Origin of the sequence: Streptomyces sp. NPDC012769, from assembly GCF_042901205.1 — a bacterium.
Classification (GTDB): Bacteria; Actinomycetota; Actinomycetes; order Streptomycetales; family Streptomycetaceae; genus Streptomyces.
Map to the genome: position 1 here is coordinate 51,362 of NZ_JBIBCP010000010.1, position 15,870 is coordinate 67,231.

Below are 15,870 nucleotides of genomic sequence, written 5' to 3' on the forward strand. Positions count from 1 at the left end.
GCGGATTCGGCGTATCCGGCGTATTCGGCACCTAGGCCACCTCCCCGGGGAGCGGGCCGTCGAAGAGTCCGGCCCGTGCGGCGGCGTGGGCGCGCAGACGCGGGGCGGGGCCGAAGAGGAGCTCGTCGGCGGCGGCGCGCTTGAAGTAGAGGTGAGCGTCGTGTTCCCAGGTGATGCCGAGGCCGCCGTGCAGCTGGACGGTCTCGGCGGCGGCTGCGCGCTGGGCCTCCAGGGCCTGGGCGAGGGCGAGCCCGGCGGAGACGCGGTCCTCCTCGCCGGCGGCGCAGAGGGTGAGGGAGCGGGCGGACTCGATCTGGACGAGGAGGTCGGCGAGGCGGTGCCTGACCGCCTGGAAGGAGCCGATAGGACGACCGAACTGCTCACGTGTCAGGGCGTGTTCGACCGTGCGGTCGAGGGCGCCGCGGGCGGCTCCGACCGCCTCGGCGGCGAGCGTCACGGCCGCGTCCCGCCCGGCGGCGGCGAGGGCGGCAAGCGCGTCGACCGGCTCCTCGCCGAGCAATTCGGCCTCGGCGTCGCGGAGTTGGATGGTGGCCTGGGAGCGGGTGATGTCCAGGGTGGGTTCACGGTGCCGTACGAGCCCGGGAGCGTCCTCTCGGACCAGGAAGAGCAGGGTGCGGCTGCGCGGGAAGCCGCCGGTGTGCGCGGCGACCAGGAGGAGCCCCGCGCTGTGCCCGTCGAGGACGTGGTCGGCCTGCCCGTACAGGGACCAGTGCACACCCTCGGCGGGCCGGGTGGCCTGGACGCCGCCGGAGCGCCCGCCGCCGGCCCAGGCTTCGGCGGTGTTGTCGCCGGTGAGGCCGAGGGCGAGCGGAAGGGAGCCGCCGGGGAGGGCGAGGGCGCAGGTGAGGGTGCCGTCGGCGATCCGCGGCAGCAGCTCGGCGCGCTGCCGGGCGGTGCCGAGGGAGGCGATCAGCGGGGCGGCGAGGACGCCGGTGGCGAGCAGCGGCGAGGGCAGCAGGACGCGGCCGGTCTCCTCGCAGGCGAGGGCGAGTTCGGCGGTGCCGCAGCCGACTCCCCCGTACTCCTCGGACAGGGCGAGTCCGGGCAGTCCGAGGGTGCCGGCCAGGGTGGCCCAGAGCGCGGTGTCGTAGCCCTCGGGGGTGGTGACGGCGGCGCGGGTCGCGGCCGGTCCGGCGCGCTGGGCGAGGAGTTCGCGCAGGGTGCGGCGGATCTCCTGCTGTTCTTCGGTGACGGCGGCGGTACGCATGGGTCTCCCCTCCGTATCTGACGGGGCGTCATGCTAGGGCCGCGCACGGCAGATGCCCACCCCGACGGACCTCCCGATCCGATTGATCTGATGTACCGTCAGATTTATGTCCACCACCCCATGGGACCGCCGATCACCCTCACCCTCACCCTCACCCTCACCCTCGCCCGCGCGTCGGCGTCGCGTCGCCGTCGTCGGCGTCTCCCTCTCCGACTGCGGCCGGGTCGACGAGGCCACCCCCTACGCCCTGCACGCCCAGGCCGCCCGCCGCGCCCTCGCGGACAGCGGCCTCGACCGCTCCGTCATCGACGGCCTCGCCTCGGCCGGCCTCGGCACCCTCGCCCCGGTCGAGGTCGCCGAGTACCTGGGGCTGCGCCCCCGCTGGGTGGACTCCACCGCCGTCGGCGGCGCCACCTGGGAGGTCATGGCCGCGCACGCCGCCGACGCGATCGCGGCCGGCCGCGCGAACGCCGTCCTGCTGGTCTACGGCTCCACCGCCCGCGCCGACATCAGGGCCGGGCGGCGCACCGGAAACCTCTCCTTCGGCGCGCGCGGCCCGCTGCAGTTCGAGGTGCCGTACGGCCACAGCCTGATCGCCAAGTACGCGATGGCGGCCCGCCGCCATATGCACGAGTACGGCACGACGCTGGAGCAGCTGGCCGAGGTGGCCGTCCAGGCGCGGGCCGCCGCGGCGCTCAACCCGGAGGCGATGTTCCGGGAGCCGATCACGGTCGACGACGTGCTCGACGGCCCGATGATCGCGGACCCGTTCACGAAGCTGCACTGCTGCATCCGCAGCGACGGGGGCTGCGCGGTGCTGCTCGCGGCCGAGGAGTACGTCCCCGACACCGCGAAGGCGCCGGTGTGGGTGCTCGGCACGGGCGAGTACGTCTCGCACACCACGATGTCGGAGTGGGAGGACTTCACGGTCTCCCCGGCGGCGGTCAGCGGGCGGCTCGCCTTCGAGCGGGCGGGAGTGCGCCCCGAGGACGTCGAACTCGCCGAGATCTACGACGCGTTCACCTATATGACGCTGGTGACCCTGGAGGACCTGGGGTTCTGCGCCAAGGGCGAGGGCGGCGCGTTCTTCGCGGAGAAGGACCGGCTGCCGGTGAACACGGACGGCGGCGGACTCTCGGCCTGCCACCCCGGCATGCGTGGCCTGTTCCTGCTGGTCGAGGCGGTGCGGCAGCTGCGCGGCGAGGCTCCGGGCCGCCAGGTCCTGCGCCCGGACGGCTCGCTGCCGGAGCTGGCGGTGGCGTCGGGTACGGGGGGCTGGTTCTGCTCCTCGGGGACGGTGGTGCTGGGCCGGGGCTGAGGCGGGGCGCGGGCCACTCCCAAGAATCTATACAAGCGTCATAGACAGTCGTGTAGGACATCCGTATAGTCGTCTGTGCGGGGCCGGAAGGCCCCGCGCCCACCCACGACGAGGAGTCCGCCATGTCGCACGCCGCACGCCCCGCCATGACCACTGCCAAGCCCGCTGCCAAGACCGTCCTGATCTCCGGCGCCTCGATCGCCGGACCCGCCCTGGCCCTCCAGCTGCACCGCCACGGCTTCACCCCCACCGTCGTCGAGCGCGCCCCCGAACTGCGCACCGGCGGCTACAAGGTCGACATCCGCGGCACCGCGATCGAGGTCTGCCGGCGGATGGGGATCCTCGATGAGATCCGCGCCAACTCCACGGACATGGAAGGCGGTTCGTATGTCGACGCCGGCGGCCGCACCATCGGCGAACTGCCCGCCGAAATCTTCGGCGGCCGGGCCGACGGGGACGACGAGATCATGCGCGGCGAACTCGCCCGGATCCTGTACGAGCGGACCCGCGACGACGTCGAGTACCTCTTCGACGACTCCGTCGCCGCCCTGCACGACGACGGCGACGGCGTCGACGTCACCTTCGAGAGCGGCACCCGGCGCCGCTTCGACCTGGTGGTCGGCGCGGACGGGATGCACTCCCACACCCGGCGCCTCGCCTTCGGCGACGAGCGGCGGTTCAAGCGGTACCTGGGCGCGTACATCTCGATCTTCACCGCCCCCAACCACCTGGGCCTGAAGCGCTGGGAGACGTACCACGCCCTCCCCGGCAAGCTGGTGTGCGTCTACAGCTCGGCCGGCGAGACCTCCGCGAAGAACTCCTTCGTCTTCCGCTCGCCCGAGGAACTCCCTTACCACCACCGGGACTTCGGCGCCCAGAAGCGTGTGCTCTCCGAAGCGTTCGCGGGCGACGGCTGGGAGATCCCCCGGCTGATCGGCCACGCGGCCGACGCCACCGACTTCTACCTCGACTCGATCAGCCTGATCGAGATGGACCGCTGGTCGAGCGGCCGCGTCGTCCTCCTCGGCGACGCCGCCCACTGCGCCTCCCCCGCCTCCGGCCAGGGCACCGGCCTCGCCCTCACCGGCGCGTACGTCCTGGCGGGCGAACTCGCGGCGGCCCAAGGGGACCACCGCGTGGCGTTCGAGGAGTACGAGCGCGTGATGCGGCCGGGAGTCGAGCAGAACCAGCGGATGGCCGAGGGCTTCGTGAAGGAGATGACCCTGGACACGAAGTGGAAGATCGCCCTGCGCATGTTCATGGTGCGGACGCTGCCGAAGACCCCCTGGAAGAACCTGATCGCGAAGAAGATCCGCGACGACATCCAGAAGGCGGCCAACGCGGTGCCGCTGAAGGACTACGAGGCGTCCAAGACGCTCCGGACGACCGCCGCTTGAACGAGTTCGAAACCAGTTCCCCTGTAGAGGTGCCGCTGTTACGATCACGGCCTCAGACAGGCGGTGCGGTACGGGAAGCGCCGAGGGGGCCGCGCGGGACACGCGCGAACAACGGCCATCCGACCTCCGCCTGATCGGTCTTTCGGAGGGGAATTCCTTGTACGGACCCGCACGCGTCCGCGCGCGTACGCGCGGAGCGCTCGCCGTCGCGACCGCCGTCGGCATCACGACCGGCCTCGCCACCGCACTCAGCACCACCCCGGCCGTCGCCGCCGACACACCGGCGGCCTCCGACGAGGTCGTCATCAGGGACCCGGGGCGCTTCAAGCCTCGCAACGACACCCTCTACCAGGCCGGAACCACGGGTTACGTCCACCGCCAGGAGGGCACGACAGGCACCCTCTGGACGGATGCGGCCACGGGCGAGACGAGGACGATCCCGGCGTACGCCGAGGCGGGCCACTCCGGACTCTCCGCCGACTGGCGCAACGGAGGGGTGACGGTCACCGACCTCGCGACGGGCAAGGAAACGCTTCTCACCCTTCCCGCCCAGCGGTTCTGGGCCGACGGCTTCACCGCCGACACTGTGCTCGCCGGTACGATCAGGCCGGACACGAACACGAAGGTCCAGGCCTACTGGCTGATCTCGTCCGAGAACGGCACCCCCGTCGAGCGCCCGGTCACCGGCCTCCCCGAGGCCGGCGCGAACCTGTACGTGGACATCCAGGACAGCCGCGGCGCGATCCTGCTGGACGACGCCACCGCCTACTACCTCGACTACGCCGGTGCTACGCTGACCAGGCTGTCGGACCGGATCGGCGCGGCCTCCCACTACCGTCTGTCCGGCGAGCACATCGTCGCCTGGAACAGTCGATCCGGCGTCGTGAGAACCGTGCCCCGCTCCACCCCCGCGGCCGAACCCGTGACGACCACCGTCGTGGGCTCCGAAGCGGGCCCGGTCGCCATGGACTTCACCGTGAGCGGGAACTGGGTGATCGCGGCCACGGAGCCCATCGTCTGGAAGGCGCCACACGTCCTCGGCGAGAAGCTCCTGGCAGTCCCCCTCGGCGGCGGCCCTGCCAAGGAACTGCTGCCCGCCGCGACCGCGACGGTCCGCGTCGCCCCCGACGGCAGCGTCCTCGCCGTCGGCGGCACCGGCTCCACCGACTGGGCCGTGCGCCGCATCACCCCCGACGGCGACGGCCTGCCCGTCCTGAGCACCGTGCGCAAGGTCCCGCACGTCCCCGCCGCGTACACCGGCCTCGCCCTCGGCGCCGGGCGGCTGAGCTACGTCAGCGACTCCTGGGCGGGCAACAACCCCGCGCTCTACGATGTCGACACCGACCTGACGGGCACCCCGTCGGCGAGCGCGCCCCGGCTGCGCCACCGCATGCTCGCCACCGAACACGGCGTCCAGAGCGAGCTTCGGTCCCTCGGCGACGGCGACTCGGTCCTCGTCGGCCCGCACCATGAGACGCTCATCTCCCCCACGGACACCTCGTCCTTCCGCGCCGTGACCCCGCCCACCCGGCCCGGAAAGACCGACGCCGCCGGCCGCTACGTGGTCACTCAGGGCGACGGCGGCAGCTACCACGTCATGGATCTCGACAGCGGTCAGGGAACGGGCCTCGCTTACACCGTGAACTCGGCGGCCTCGGTGTGGGGCGACCGGGTCTGGAAGCTCGCCGCCGCCACCGGCGACAAGGTCAACACGTACGACCTGAAGACCAGGACGACCACGAATCCCGTCGACCTCGGGTCCGGCTGCCGGCCCAGCGAGCTCCAGGCCGTGGGCCGCTGGGTCTACTGGGCCTGCGGCACCACCAAGGCGGGCGTCTACGACCAGATCTGGCAGAAGAGCGTCCCGGTGCCCACCGGCGAGGCTCTCCTCGGCGACGGCTTCGTGGTCCGGCACGTGGGCGACAAGCTCCAGCTGACGAACACGACCTCCGGCGTGACCTCGGACTTCGCCGCTCTCCCGGGCGCTCCGACCGGCTCCGGCCGCAACACGACCTGGACCGTGGACAAGTTCGGCGGCGGTGTCGCGTACATCGGTGCCGGGAACGACATCCACGTCAAGCGGGTCGGCCTGGTCCCCGACGGCCTCGCACCGATCGACCACACCGTACCGGAGCTGGTCTTCGACGGCGAAGGTGCCGAGCCCACGGCCACCTGGTCCCCGGTATGGCGCTACTCCCGGCCCGTCGGCTCCTGGCAACTGCGCGTGCTGAAGGGCAACGGCGAGGTCGTGCGCACCTTCGAAGGCGCGCAGGGTGTCAACGCCTCGGTCCGCGTGACCTGGGACGGCAAGGACGCCCAGGGCCGGGGCATCGAGCCCGGTCAGTACCGCTGGGAGCTGCTCGCCCGACCCCTGGGCGGCGGTGACGGCTCCATTGACGGCCAGGCCGGGGCCTTCGACGTCGTCGGCAGTTCCCTGACCACCCTCCCGGGCACCTACACCCCCGTGACCCCGACCCGACTCATGAACACCCTCGCCGGCACCGGTGTCCGGCAGGGGAAGGTGGGCCCGCGCGGCACCGTCGCGCTGAAGGTGGCCGGCCAGGCCGGCGTGCCCACGGAGGGGCTCACCGCCGTCGTCCTCAACGTGACGGCGACCAACCCGACGGCGAACGGCTACGTCTCCGTGTACCCGCACGACACGCGCCGTACCCCGACGTCGAACCTCAACTTCACCGCCGGGCAGTCCGTCGCCAATCTGGTGACCGTGCCCGTCGTCGACGGCTGGGTCGAGGTCTACAACCACGCCGGCTCCGTCGACCTGCTCGCGGACATCGCCGGCTACTACACCGAGGGCACCTCCGGCGCGGAGTACCAGCCGGTCGCGCCGAAGCGGATCCTCAACACCATCGGCGGGGTGGGCGCCCCGAAGGCGAAGGTCGGTCCGAAGGGGACCGTCACGCTGACGATCGACGAGCCGGGGGTCAGCGCCGTCGCGATGAACGTGACGGCGACGAACCCGACGGCGACGAGCTACGTGTCCGTCTACCCGTACGGCACGGCCCGCCCGCCGGTCTCCAACCTCAACTTCACCGCCGGGAAGAGCGTCCCCAACCTGGTGATCGTCCCCGTCAAGGACGGCAAGGTCACCCTCTACAACCACGCGGGCAACGTCGACCTCCTCGCCGACGTCACCGGCTACTTCAAGGACGGGACCGGGTCGGTCTTCACCGGCATGCAGCCCAAGCGGATCCTCAACACCATCGCCGGGGAGGGGGCGCCGAGGGGCAAGGTCGGCGCGGGCAGGACGGTGACGCTCGAGGTCGGCACGAAGTACTCGGCCGTCGTCCTCAACGTGACGGCGACCAACCCGACGGCGACCAGCTACGTGTCCGTCTACCCGTACGGCACGGCCCGACCGCCGGTCTCCAACCTCAACTTCACCGCCGGCCAGTCCGTGCCCAACCTGGTGATCGTCCCCGTCAAGGACGGCAAGATCACCTTCTACAACCACGCCGGCAGCGTCGACCTCCTCGCCGACATCGCCGGCTACTACACCGGCTGACCCACCGGCGCCGGTACCGCGCCACCCCACCGCAGGGCCTCATGATGGACGCCATGGACGACGAACGGCGTTTTCAGGAGGCCCTGCGGTCCGTGCGGGTCTGGGACACCGAGCTGCCCGGCTTCGATCCGGCGGACGTGCCGGAGGATCCGGTCGCGCTCTTCCACGCGTGGTTCGCCGACGCGGTGGCGGCCGGGGTCGTGGAGCCGAACACGATGGCGGTCGCCACGGCGGACGCGGACGGGCGACCCGACGTGCGGACGGTGATCCTGCACGAGGTGGACGCGCGCGGCTGGCACTTCGCCTCGCACGCGGGCAGCGCCAAGGGCCGCCAGCTCGCCGCCCGGCCCGAGGCGGCGCTCCACTTCTACTGGGCAGGGCAGGGCCGCCAGGTGCGGGTGCGGGGCCGGGTGGTCACCGCGCCGCCCGAGGAGGCCTACGCGGATCTGCACGCCCGGACCACCGGGGCCCTGGCCTCGGCGCTGGTCAGCCGGCAGAGCGAGGTGCTCGGCTCGCTCGACGAGCTGGAACGGGCGAGCGCGGCGGCGTGGGAACGGGCCCGGCAGGATCCGGAGGCGCACGCGCCGAGCTGGACGCTGTACGTGGTGGAGCCGGCGGAGGTGGAGTTCTTCCAGGGCGACCAGGACCGCCGGCACGTACGGCTCCTCTACCGGCGGCCGCGGCAGGGCGACGGCTGGGTCCGCGAGCTGCTCTGGCCGTAGGGGGTGTCTCGCCGATCCTGCCGTGCTGATCGGCGAGACACCCCGTAGGCGTAAGCGAGCGAGGGGGCCTGCCCACCGGCAGGCCCCCCACCCGGCTCCGGCTCCTCCTACACCGCCGCCAGCGCCAGCGTCGGCGACTGGCGCGACGCCCTCACCGCCGGATACAGCCCCGCCACGGTGCCGATCGCCAGCGTCGCGGCGAAGCCGCCCGCCGCCGACCAGGGCGGGACGACCCAGGGCAGGCCGCCCGTGGTCGCGTACACCGCCGTCGCCGCCGCGCCCAGGGCCACGCCCGCCAGGCCGCCGAGGCCGGAGAGCATCAGGGACTCGGTGACGAACTGGAGGCGGATCTGCCCCCGGGTCGCGCCCAGCGAGCGGCGCAGGCCGATCTCGTGGCGTCGCTCCAGAACTGAGATGATCATGGTGTTGGCGACGCCTACACCGCCGACCAGCAGCGCGATCCCGCCGAGCCCGAGGAGCAGGGTGGAGAACGCGCCCTCCGTGGCCGCCTTCGCCTTCAGCGCCGAGGACGGGTCGCCGACGGCCACGTTCTGCGGGTTCCGCGGGTCGATCGTCGGCGCGAGCAGCCGCTGGACCTCCCGTACGGACGCGTCCGTGGACCGCTCGTATACCGCCGTCGGATGTCCGTCGAAGCCCAGCAGCCGCTGGGCGCCGTCCCAGCCGACCAGCGCGGAGCGCTCGATCTCCGGGGCGAGCGGCAGTGGGTCGAGGATGCCGACGACGGTGAAGTAGCGGTCGTCGATCCAGACCTGGCGTCCCGGCCGGTCGATGCCGAGCCGATCGGCGGCGACATGCCCCAACACCACCGAGGGATAGCGGCCGTTGGCGGCGTTGAGCCAGGTGCCGGACGCCATCGTGCCGCGCAGCACACCGAGGAGCCCCTCCGTGGCCGCCTTCACCGCGATGCCGCCCGTCTCTCCCTCCGGGATCTTCTCCGAGCGCCGTACCGAACGGTCGAGGTCGCCCGTCCCGCCGGCCTTCTCGACGCCCTCGATGCGGCCGACCATGCCGACCGCGTCCTTGGGCAGCTTGACCTCCTGCCCGCTGAACATCCCCTCGCCCGGCTTGGCGACCAGCATGTTCGTGCCGAGCGCGTCGAGCTGCCGCAGCAACTGCGCCTGACTGGACGCCGAGATGCCGACCACCGCGATCATGGTCGCGATGCCGATGGCGATGCCGAGCGCGGACAGCACCACGCGTACGGGCCGGCTGCGCAGCCCGGCCGAGCCGACGTGCAGGACGTCACGCGGCCCGAGCCGGGCGGCCTTCAGGGTGCGCGCACGGGACATCAGACGGCGACCTTTCCCCGGGCCGTGTCCGCGACGACCCGGCCGTCACGGATCCGGACCTGGCGCGGCAGCCGGCCCGCGATCTCGGTGTCGTGGGTGATGACGGCGATCGTCGCCCCCTCCTCGTTCAGGGTGTGCAGCAGGTCCATGACCGCCTCGCCGGACGCCGAGTCCAGGGCCCCCGTCGGCTCGTCGGCCAGCAGCAGGTCGGGCTGCCCCACCACCGCCCGGGCGATCGCGACGCGCTGCTTCTGGCCGCCGGACAGCTCGTGCGGCCGGTGGTGCATGCGGTCGGCGAGCCCGACCCGGGCCAGCGCCTCGGCGGCCATCCGCCGGCGCCGGACCCGGGGCAGCCCGGAGTAGAGCAGCCCCTCGGCGACGTTCTCCACCGCCCCGACGCCGGGCACGAGGTGGAAGGCCTGGAAGACGAAGCCGATGTGGCGGGCGCGCAGGGCGGACAGCCGCCGGTCGGTGAGGGAGGCGATGTCGTGCCCGGCGATCCCGACCGTGCCGGAGGTCGGCCGGTCCAGGGTGCCGACGATGTGCAGCAGGGTCGACTTGCCGGAGCCGGAGGGCCCGACGATGCCGAGCAACTCCCCCTCGCCGACGCTGAGATCGACACCGTCGAGGGCGCGGACCCCGCCCGCGTACTCCTTGACGACGCCCTTGAGTTCCACGACGTTCCTGAGTTCCCCGACGGCGGTCATACGGGCGGCGGTCATACGGGCGGCGGTCATACGGACGGCACCCCGACCTTCATGCCCTCGCGCAGCCCCGCGCCGCTGACCTCGACCCTGCCCTGGGCGAACATGCCGAGCTCGACCTTCACGTCCCTGGTCCTGCCGTTGTCGACGACCTGGACGCCGAAGCCGCCCCCGGGCAGCGCGAGCAGGGCGTTGACCGGGACGGACAGGACGTCGCGCCGGGTCTCGCCGACGAGGTCGACGGTGACGGGCGACTGGTCGACGCCCCTGACCTTCTCCGGATCGTCGAAGGAGACCGTGATGTCGATCTTCGGGGTCCTGTCCTGCGGGTCGTCGCCCGTCGACGCGGTCTTCCCGGCGACCGACACCTTGCCCGGCAGCCGCGTGCCGTCGGGCAGCGTGACCGTGACCCGGGTGCCGACCTTCGCCGAACCGGCCTCCGACGCCGGCACCTTGAAGCTCACCACCCGCTCGGAGCCGGTCACCGTGAGGACCGGGGAGCCCGGTGCGACCCGGTCGCCGGCCGCGACCCGGGTGCCGTCGGTGCCCCCGCCGCCCGCCTCCTTGACCCGTACGGCGCTGCCCGCGAACGCAATCCGCTCCGGGCCGACGGTGCCGGTCCGCTTCAGGTCGTGGGACTTCTGCCAGCGCTTGACGGCGACGGCCGTCTTCTCCGTGTACTCCTCGTCGACGTCGAAGCCGGTGTGGCCGAGGGCGGCCAGGTTCTCCTCCAGCTGCCGCACGTCCTTGCCCTTGTCGCCGGTCTTGAGCGTCCGGTACATGGGGGCGTCCCCGTACATCAGCAGCACCGGCTCGCCGTCGACCTCGTAGAGCCGTTCGTCCCGCTCGACCACCGAGCCGGTCGGGGCGAGCCAGGTCAGGGTTCCGCCCGGACCGCCCGCGTTGATCCGCCGTTCGCCGAGGTGGCCGAGGGTGCCGTCCTGCTGGGAGCTGTCGCTGAGGTCGCCGCGGGTGACGGGAGCGGTGTCCGGCGGAAGGCCGCGCGCGCCGGTGGCGGTGGAGCGCGGCGCCTCGGGGGCGGCGAGGGCGGTGACGGCGACGCCGACGCCCGCGACGGCGGCGATCGTCACGAGGGCGATCACCAGCCGGCGCCGGCCCAGCGTCCGCTCGCGGGTCGCGCGGTCGCTCATCGGACCACGCCCTCGCACGCCTTGGCGGCCTTCTCCATCTTGTCCTTCTCGGCGCCCTGCGGCATCGGCATGGCCTTCTGCGCGCCGCCGTCGAACGACGGGTCCGGCATGTTGAAGCCGTTCTCGCGCATGCACTTCGCGTACGCCAGCGCCTTGTCCTTGTCGGCCTGCGTCGGCTCCTTGCCGAACCCGGAGCCGCCGGACTTGCTCTGGCAGGCCTTGAACGCCTTCTCCATCTTCTCCTTCGACATGCCGTCGCCGCCGATGGTGAGTCCGACGCCCTTCTCGCCCGGCTTGGGCTCGGGCACGTCGAGGCCCTGCTCGCGCAGGCACTTGCGGTGCTCGAAGGCCTGGTCGGCCTTCTTGCCCTCCTCCGTCACACCGCCGTCTTTCGTTCCGCTCCCGGAGGAACCAGGGTCGGAGCCCGAGCAGGCGGTGGCGAGAAGGGAGAGGGCGGCGGCCAGGGAAGCGGCGGCGGCCGCGCGGGTGATCCGTCGAATGGTCATGGCGAGGAGGGTGCCGCGAAGGGATGTTTCGCTTCTCTCAGCGGTTTCGTTTACACCGGCGAAAGGTCCCTTTCGGATACACAGGGGCCATGCGCGTACTGGTGGTGGAGGACGAGGCCTTCCTCGCGGAGATGATCGCCGAGGGGCTGCGCCGCGCCGCGCTGGCCGTGGACGTGGCGGCCGACGGTCTGGAGGCGCTGCGGAAGCTGCGGCTCGGCGAGTACGACGTGCTCGTCCTGGACCGGGACCTGCCGGGGATGCACGGCGACGACGTGTGCCGACGGGTGGTCGAGCAGCGGCTGATGACCCGGGTCCTGATGCTGACGGCCGCCGGGACGGTACGCGACCGGGTGGAGGGCCTCGGGCTCGGCGCCGACGACTACCTGGCCAAACCCTTCGCGTACGACGAGCTGCTCGCCCGCGTCCTGGCCCTGGGGCGGCGCGCCCGGCCCGCGCTGCCGCCCGTCCTGGAACGGGCCGGGATCGTCCTGGACACCGCCCGCCGGCAGGCCAGTCGCGACGGCCGCCATCTCCACCTGTCCCGCAAGGAGTTCGGGGTCCTCGAGGCGCTGCTGCGGGCCGAGGGCGCGGTGGTCAGCGGCGAGGACCTGATCGAGCAGGTGTGGGAGGAGCACACCAGCTACCGCACCAACGCGGTCCGGGTGACCCTGAGCAAGCTGCGGGCGAAGCTGGGCGAGCCTCCGGTGGTGGAGACGGTCCCGGGCACGGGCTACCGGATCGCGTCATGAGCCGCCGACCCCGCCGGCCCGGCCGACCCCGCCCGCGCGCGGAAGGCCCGTCCGCCTTCGTTCCGCTCGGAGGGGAACGAACCCGCCTGACCGCGCTGTACGGCGGGCTGCTGGTGATCGCCGGCGCGCTGCTCACGGGGGTGGTGTACGTGCTGGTGAAGGAGGGCCTGTACTCGTCGATCAGCATGGCCGTCACCACCGCCGTACCGGCGCGGCGGCTCGAGGACCTGCCGACCGCGTACCCCACCGCCTTCCCGACGGACTACCCGAGCGCCGTGCCCGCGAGCCCCGGTCCGGTGCCGCCCGGCACCGTGCCCCGGGCGGCGCTGGCGATCACCCGGTCCGTCAGCGACGCCGCCGAGTCCGCCGCCCTCGAGCGGCTCCTGACGGTCTCGGTGACCGTCTTCCTCGTGTACGCGCTGCTGTCGGTGATCGTCGCCTGGTGGGTGGCGGGCCGGGTGCTGCGCCCGGTCGCCGTGATCACCGACACGGCGCGCCGCCTGTCCGGCGAGAACCTGCACGAGAGGATCGCCCTCGCCGGCCCGCCGGGAGAGCTCAAGCGGCTGGCGGACACCTTCGACGAGATGCTCGGGCGGATGGAGCGGCTGGTCGCCGCCCAGCAGCGGTTCGCGGCGAACGCGGCGCACGAGCTGCGCACACCGGTGGCCGTGCAGCGGGCGGCGGCGGAGATCGGCCTCGCGGGCGAGCCGTCCCCGGAGCGGGTGGCGCGGATCCGGTCGAAGCTGATCGAGGTCGCCGACTCCAGCGAGCGGATCATCGAGGGGCTGCTGCTCCTGGCGACGTCCGAGCAGGGGCTGCGGGAGCGGCGCCGGGTGGCGGTGGACGAGCTGGCCCGGCAGGCGGCGGCCGCGCTGGCGGGCGAGGCGGAACGGCGCGGGGTGGCCATGGTCGTACGGGCCGGTCCGCTGGCCGTCGAGGGGGACCCGGTGCTGCTGGACCGGCTGCTGCACAACCTGCTCGCGAACGGGATGCGGCACAACGTGCCGGACGGCCGGGTGGTCATTCGTGTCGGAGCGGAAGGAATCGAGGTGACCAACACCGGGCCGGTGGTGCCGCCCGGCACGGTCCCGCTGCTCTTCGAGCCGTTCCGCCGTCTGAACGAGCGCACCCACGGCCCCGGGGAGGGCGCGGGCCTGGGGCTCTCGATCGTCGACGCGATCGCCCGCGCCCATGGGGCGGAGGTGACCGCGACGGCCGGGACCGGGGCGGAGGGCGGCGGGCTGACCGTCCGGGTCACGTTCCCGGAGGCGGGCGCTCCGCGTACATCGCGTCGATCTCCCGGGCGAAGTCCCGCAGCACCGCCCTCCTCTTGAGCTTCAGGGAGGGCGTGAGGTGTCCGCCGGCCTCGGACCACTCGGTGGTGAGGACCCGGAAGGCGCGGATCGACTCGGCCCGCGACACCAGCCGGTTGGCGTCGTCCACGGCCCGCTGGACGACGGCGAGCAGGTCCTCGTCGCGGGCGAGCTCCCACAGCGCGAGGTGGTCCTTGTGCCGCATCCGCCGCCAGTGCAGCAGTGCCTCGTGGTCCAGGGTGATCAGGGCGGTGACGTACGGGCGGCGGTCTCCGAGCACCATGCACTGGGCGACCAGGGGGTGGGCGCGCAGCCAGTCCTCGAGCGGGGCGGGAGCGACGTTCTTGCCGGCGGAGGTGACGATCATCTCCTTCTTGCGGCCGGTGATCCGCAGATGGCCCTCGTCGTCGAGGGCGCCGAGGTCCCCGGTGGGGAACCAGCCGTCGTCGGTGTGGGGCAGGGCGGCCCCGCGCTGGGCGTCCCAGTAGCCGGCGAAGACGTGGCCGCCCCTGAGCCAGACCTCGCCGTCGGCGGCGATCCGTACGGCGGTGCCGGGCAGGGGCCGGCCGACGGTGCCGGGGCGGGGCCCGGCGAGCGGGGTGACGGTGGCGGCGGCGGTGGTCTCCGTCAGGCCGTATCCCTCGTACACCTCGACGCCGGCGCCGGCGAAGAACTCCGCGAGGCGCGCGCCGAGCGGCGAGCCGCCGCTGATGACGTGGCGGACGCGGCCGCCGAGCACGGCCCGGATCCGTTTGTAGACGAGCGGCTCGTACAGCGCGTGGGCGGCGCGCAGGCCGAGTGAGGGCCGGGGCTGGTGCCCGTAGCGTTCGGCGACCCGGGCCGCGCGGTCGAAGGTCCCGGCGCGGCCGGAGCGTTCGGCGGTGGCGCGGGCGGTGTGGAAGACCTTCTCCAGGACGTAGGGCAGGGCGAGCAGGAAGGTCGGCCGGAAGGAGGCGAGGTCGGCGAGGAGTTCGTCGCTCTCGACGGACGGCGCGTGTCCGACCCGGACCCGGGCGCGGACGCAGCCGATGGCGACCATCCGCCCGAAGACGTGCGAGAGCGGCAGGAAGAGCAGGGTGGAGGCGGGTTCTTTGCTCACCGAGCGGAAAACGGGATGGAGGAGTGCGACGGCGTTGTCGACCTCCGCGAAGAAGTTGGCGTGGGTCAGGGCGCAGCCCTTGGGGCGGCCGGTGGTGCCCGAGGTGTAGACGAGGGTGGCGAGGGTCTGCGGGGTGAGCAGTCCGCGCCGTGCGGTGACGGCCTGGTCGGCCACCCGGGCGCCGGCCCGCCGCAGTTGGTCGACGGCGCCGGTGTCGAGGGCCCACAGGTGTCCGAGGGCGGGCAGTTGGCGCCGTTCGGTGGAGACGAGCCGGGCCTGGGCGGCGTCCTCCACGACGCAGGCCACGGCGCCGGAGTCCTGGAGGATCCAGCGGGTCTGGTAGGCGGAGGAGGTCGGGTAGAGGGGGACGGTGATCAGCCCGGCGGCCCAGGCGGCGAAGTCGAGCAGGGTCCACTCGTAGCGGGTGCGGGACATCAGCGCGAGCCGGTCGCCGGGCCGCAGCCCCTGGGCGATGAGCCCCTTGGCGACGGAGTGCACCTCGGCGGCGAAGGCGGAGGCGGTGACATCCGCCCAGGTGCCGTCGGGCCGCTTGCGGGAGAAGAGCGCCGCCGCCGGTTCCTCGCGGGCGGTGTCGTACGGCAGGTCGGCGAGGGAGCCGCGTCGCACGGGTGGGACGAGCGCGGGTACGGCGGCCTCGCGTACGGTCCCGTCGACGACGGTCAGCTCGGGCGGTTCGGGCTGGAACTCGGAGACGGGCACGTGCGGCTCCTCGGACGTCGAGAACCGGTCAGTAACCTTACTTCCGAGTAAATCTAGGGTGCCGTACGCCGTTTGGACAGATCCGCGCCCCGGACCATTCGGCGGTCCGGGGCGCGGTGCGTGGTGCGGG

Annotated in this window: 12 protein-coding genes; 6 read left to right on the forward strand and 6 right to left on the reverse strand. The window is 72.9% G+C overall.

The features are described 5' to 3' along the window. Window positions 1–31: 31 nt before the first annotated feature. Complete coding sequence (locus tag ACFY7C_RS35605) at window positions 32–1,228, reverse strand: acyl-CoA dehydrogenase family protein (RefSeq protein WP_389659403.1); 1,197 nt, start codon at window positions 1,226–1,228, stop codon at window positions 32–34. A 106-nt stretch (window positions 1,229–1,334) separates the two neighbouring features. Between ACFY7C_RS35605 and ACFY7C_RS35610 the strand changes: the two genes are divergently transcribed. The 4 genes from ACFY7C_RS35610 to ACFY7C_RS35625 all read left to right on the forward strand — a co-directional run bounded on the left by ACFY7C_RS35610 (window position 1,335) and on the right by ACFY7C_RS35625 (window position 8,188). Then, window positions 1,335–2,546, forward strand: coding sequence for an acetyl-CoA acetyltransferase (locus ACFY7C_RS35610; protein ID WP_389659406.1), 1,212 nt, complete (start codon window positions 1,335–1,337; stop codon window positions 2,544–2,546). A gap of 122 nt (window positions 2,547–2,668) precedes the next feature. Next, window positions 2,669–3,943: an FAD-dependent monooxygenase gene (locus ACFY7C_RS35615; RefSeq protein ID WP_389659409.1), complete on the forward strand. Its 1,275-nt coding sequence runs from the start codon at window positions 2,669–2,671 to the stop codon at window positions 3,941–3,943. Between the two features lie 157 nt (window positions 3,944–4,100). After that, window positions 4,101–7,466 (forward strand): hypothetical protein, encoded by a 3,366-nt coding sequence (locus ACFY7C_RS35620; protein WP_389659411.1) that lies wholly within the window; start codon window positions 4,101–4,103, stop codon window positions 7,464–7,466. A gap of 44 nt (window positions 7,467–7,510) precedes the next feature. Continuing rightward, window positions 7,511–8,188: a pyridoxal 5'-phosphate synthase gene (locus ACFY7C_RS35625; protein WP_389659620.1), complete on the forward strand. Its 678-nt coding sequence runs from the start codon at window positions 7,511–7,513 to the stop codon at window positions 8,186–8,188. A 107-nt stretch (window positions 8,189–8,295) separates the two neighbouring features. On the opposite strand, the gene ACFY7C_RS35630 is transcribed toward ACFY7C_RS35625, so the two are convergent. From ACFY7C_RS35630 to ACFY7C_RS35645, 4 genes are read right to left on the reverse strand one after another with little or no spacing between them, the layout of a single operon-like run. Beyond that, window positions 8,296–9,498 carry an ABC transporter permease gene (locus ACFY7C_RS35630; RefSeq protein ID WP_389659413.1) on the reverse strand — a complete coding sequence of 401 codons (1,203 nt, stop codon included), beginning with the start codon at window positions 9,496–9,498 and terminating at the stop codon, window positions 8,296–8,298. Next, window positions 9,498–10,220, reverse strand: coding sequence for an ABC transporter ATP-binding protein (locus tag ACFY7C_RS35635; protein WP_389659623.1), 723 nt, complete (start codon window positions 10,218–10,220; stop codon window positions 9,498–9,500). The genes ACFY7C_RS35630 and ACFY7C_RS35635 overlap by 1 nt, the downstream gene beginning before the upstream one ends. An 11-nt stretch (window positions 10,221–10,231) precedes the next feature. After that, the gene (locus ACFY7C_RS35640) at window positions 10,232–11,353 is read right to left on the reverse strand and encodes a peptidoglycan-binding protein (RefSeq protein ID WP_389659416.1); all 1,122 of its coding nucleotides are present in this window, start codon (window positions 11,351–11,353) and stop codon (window positions 10,232–10,234) included. Next, the gene (locus ACFY7C_RS35645) at window positions 11,350–11,859 is read right to left on the reverse strand and encodes a hypothetical protein (RefSeq protein WP_389659419.1); all 510 of its coding nucleotides are present in this window, start codon (window positions 11,857–11,859) and stop codon (window positions 11,350–11,352) included. The genes ACFY7C_RS35640 and ACFY7C_RS35645 overlap by 4 nt, the downstream gene beginning before the upstream one ends. An 89-nt stretch (window positions 11,860–11,948) precedes the next feature. Between ACFY7C_RS35645 and ACFY7C_RS35650 the strand changes: the two genes are divergently transcribed. Further along, window positions 11,949–12,608 carry a response regulator transcription factor gene (locus ACFY7C_RS35650; RefSeq protein WP_389659422.1) on the forward strand — a complete coding sequence of 220 codons (660 nt, stop codon included), beginning with the start codon at window positions 11,949–11,951 and terminating at the stop codon, window positions 12,606–12,608. After that, window positions 12,605–13,942, forward strand: coding sequence for an ATP-binding protein (locus ACFY7C_RS35655; RefSeq protein WP_389659425.1), 1,338 nt, complete (start codon window positions 12,605–12,607; stop codon window positions 13,940–13,942). Before ACFY7C_RS35650 ends, ACFY7C_RS35655 begins: the two co-directional genes overlap by 4 nt. On the opposite strand, the gene ACFY7C_RS35660 is transcribed toward ACFY7C_RS35655, so the two are convergent. After that, on the reverse strand, window positions 13,863–15,740 hold the full coding sequence (locus tag ACFY7C_RS35660; RefSeq protein WP_389659428.1) for an AMP-dependent synthetase/ligase: 1,878 nt from the start codon (window positions 15,738–15,740) through the stop codon (window positions 13,863–13,865). The genes ACFY7C_RS35655 and ACFY7C_RS35660 overlap by 80 nt on opposite strands. Window positions 15,741–15,870 lie beyond the last annotated feature (130 nt).

Coding starts and splice junctions, on each gene's coding strand:
- ACFY7C_RS35605 (WP_389659403.1), bottom strand. CDS start 1,228: ATGCGTACCGCCGCCGTCACCGAAGAACAGCAGGAGATCCGCCGCACC.
- ACFY7C_RS35610 (WP_389659406.1), top strand. CDS start 1,335: ATGTCCACCACCCCATGGGACCGCCGATCACCCTCACCCTCACCCTCA.
- ACFY7C_RS35615 (WP_389659409.1), top strand. CDS start 2,669: ATGTCGCACGCCGCACGCCCCGCCATGACCACTGCCAAGCCCGCTGCC.
- ACFY7C_RS35625 (WP_389659620.1), top strand. CDS start 7,511: ATGGACGCCATGGACGACGAACGGCGTTTTCAGGAGGCCCTGCGGTCC.
- ACFY7C_RS35630 (WP_389659413.1), bottom strand. CDS start 9,498: ATGTCCCGTGCGCGCACCCTGAAGGCCGCCCGGCTCGGGCCGCGTGAC.
- ACFY7C_RS35635 (WP_389659623.1), bottom strand. CDS start 10,220: ATGACCGCCGCCCGTATGACCGCCGTCGGGGAACTCAGGAACGTCGTG.
- ACFY7C_RS35640 (WP_389659416.1), bottom strand. CDS start 11,353: ATGAGCGACCGCGCGACCCGCGAGCGGACGCTGGGCCGGCGCCGGCTG.
- ACFY7C_RS35645 (WP_389659419.1), bottom strand. CDS start 11,859: ATGACCATTCGACGGATCACCCGCGCGGCCGCCGCCGCTTCCCTGGCC.
- ACFY7C_RS35650 (WP_389659422.1), top strand. CDS start 11,949: ATGCGCGTACTGGTGGTGGAGGACGAGGCCTTCCTCGCGGAGATGATC.
- ACFY7C_RS35655 (WP_389659425.1), top strand. CDS start 12,605: ATGAGCCGCCGACCCCGCCGGCCCGGCCGACCCCGCCCGCGCGCGGAA.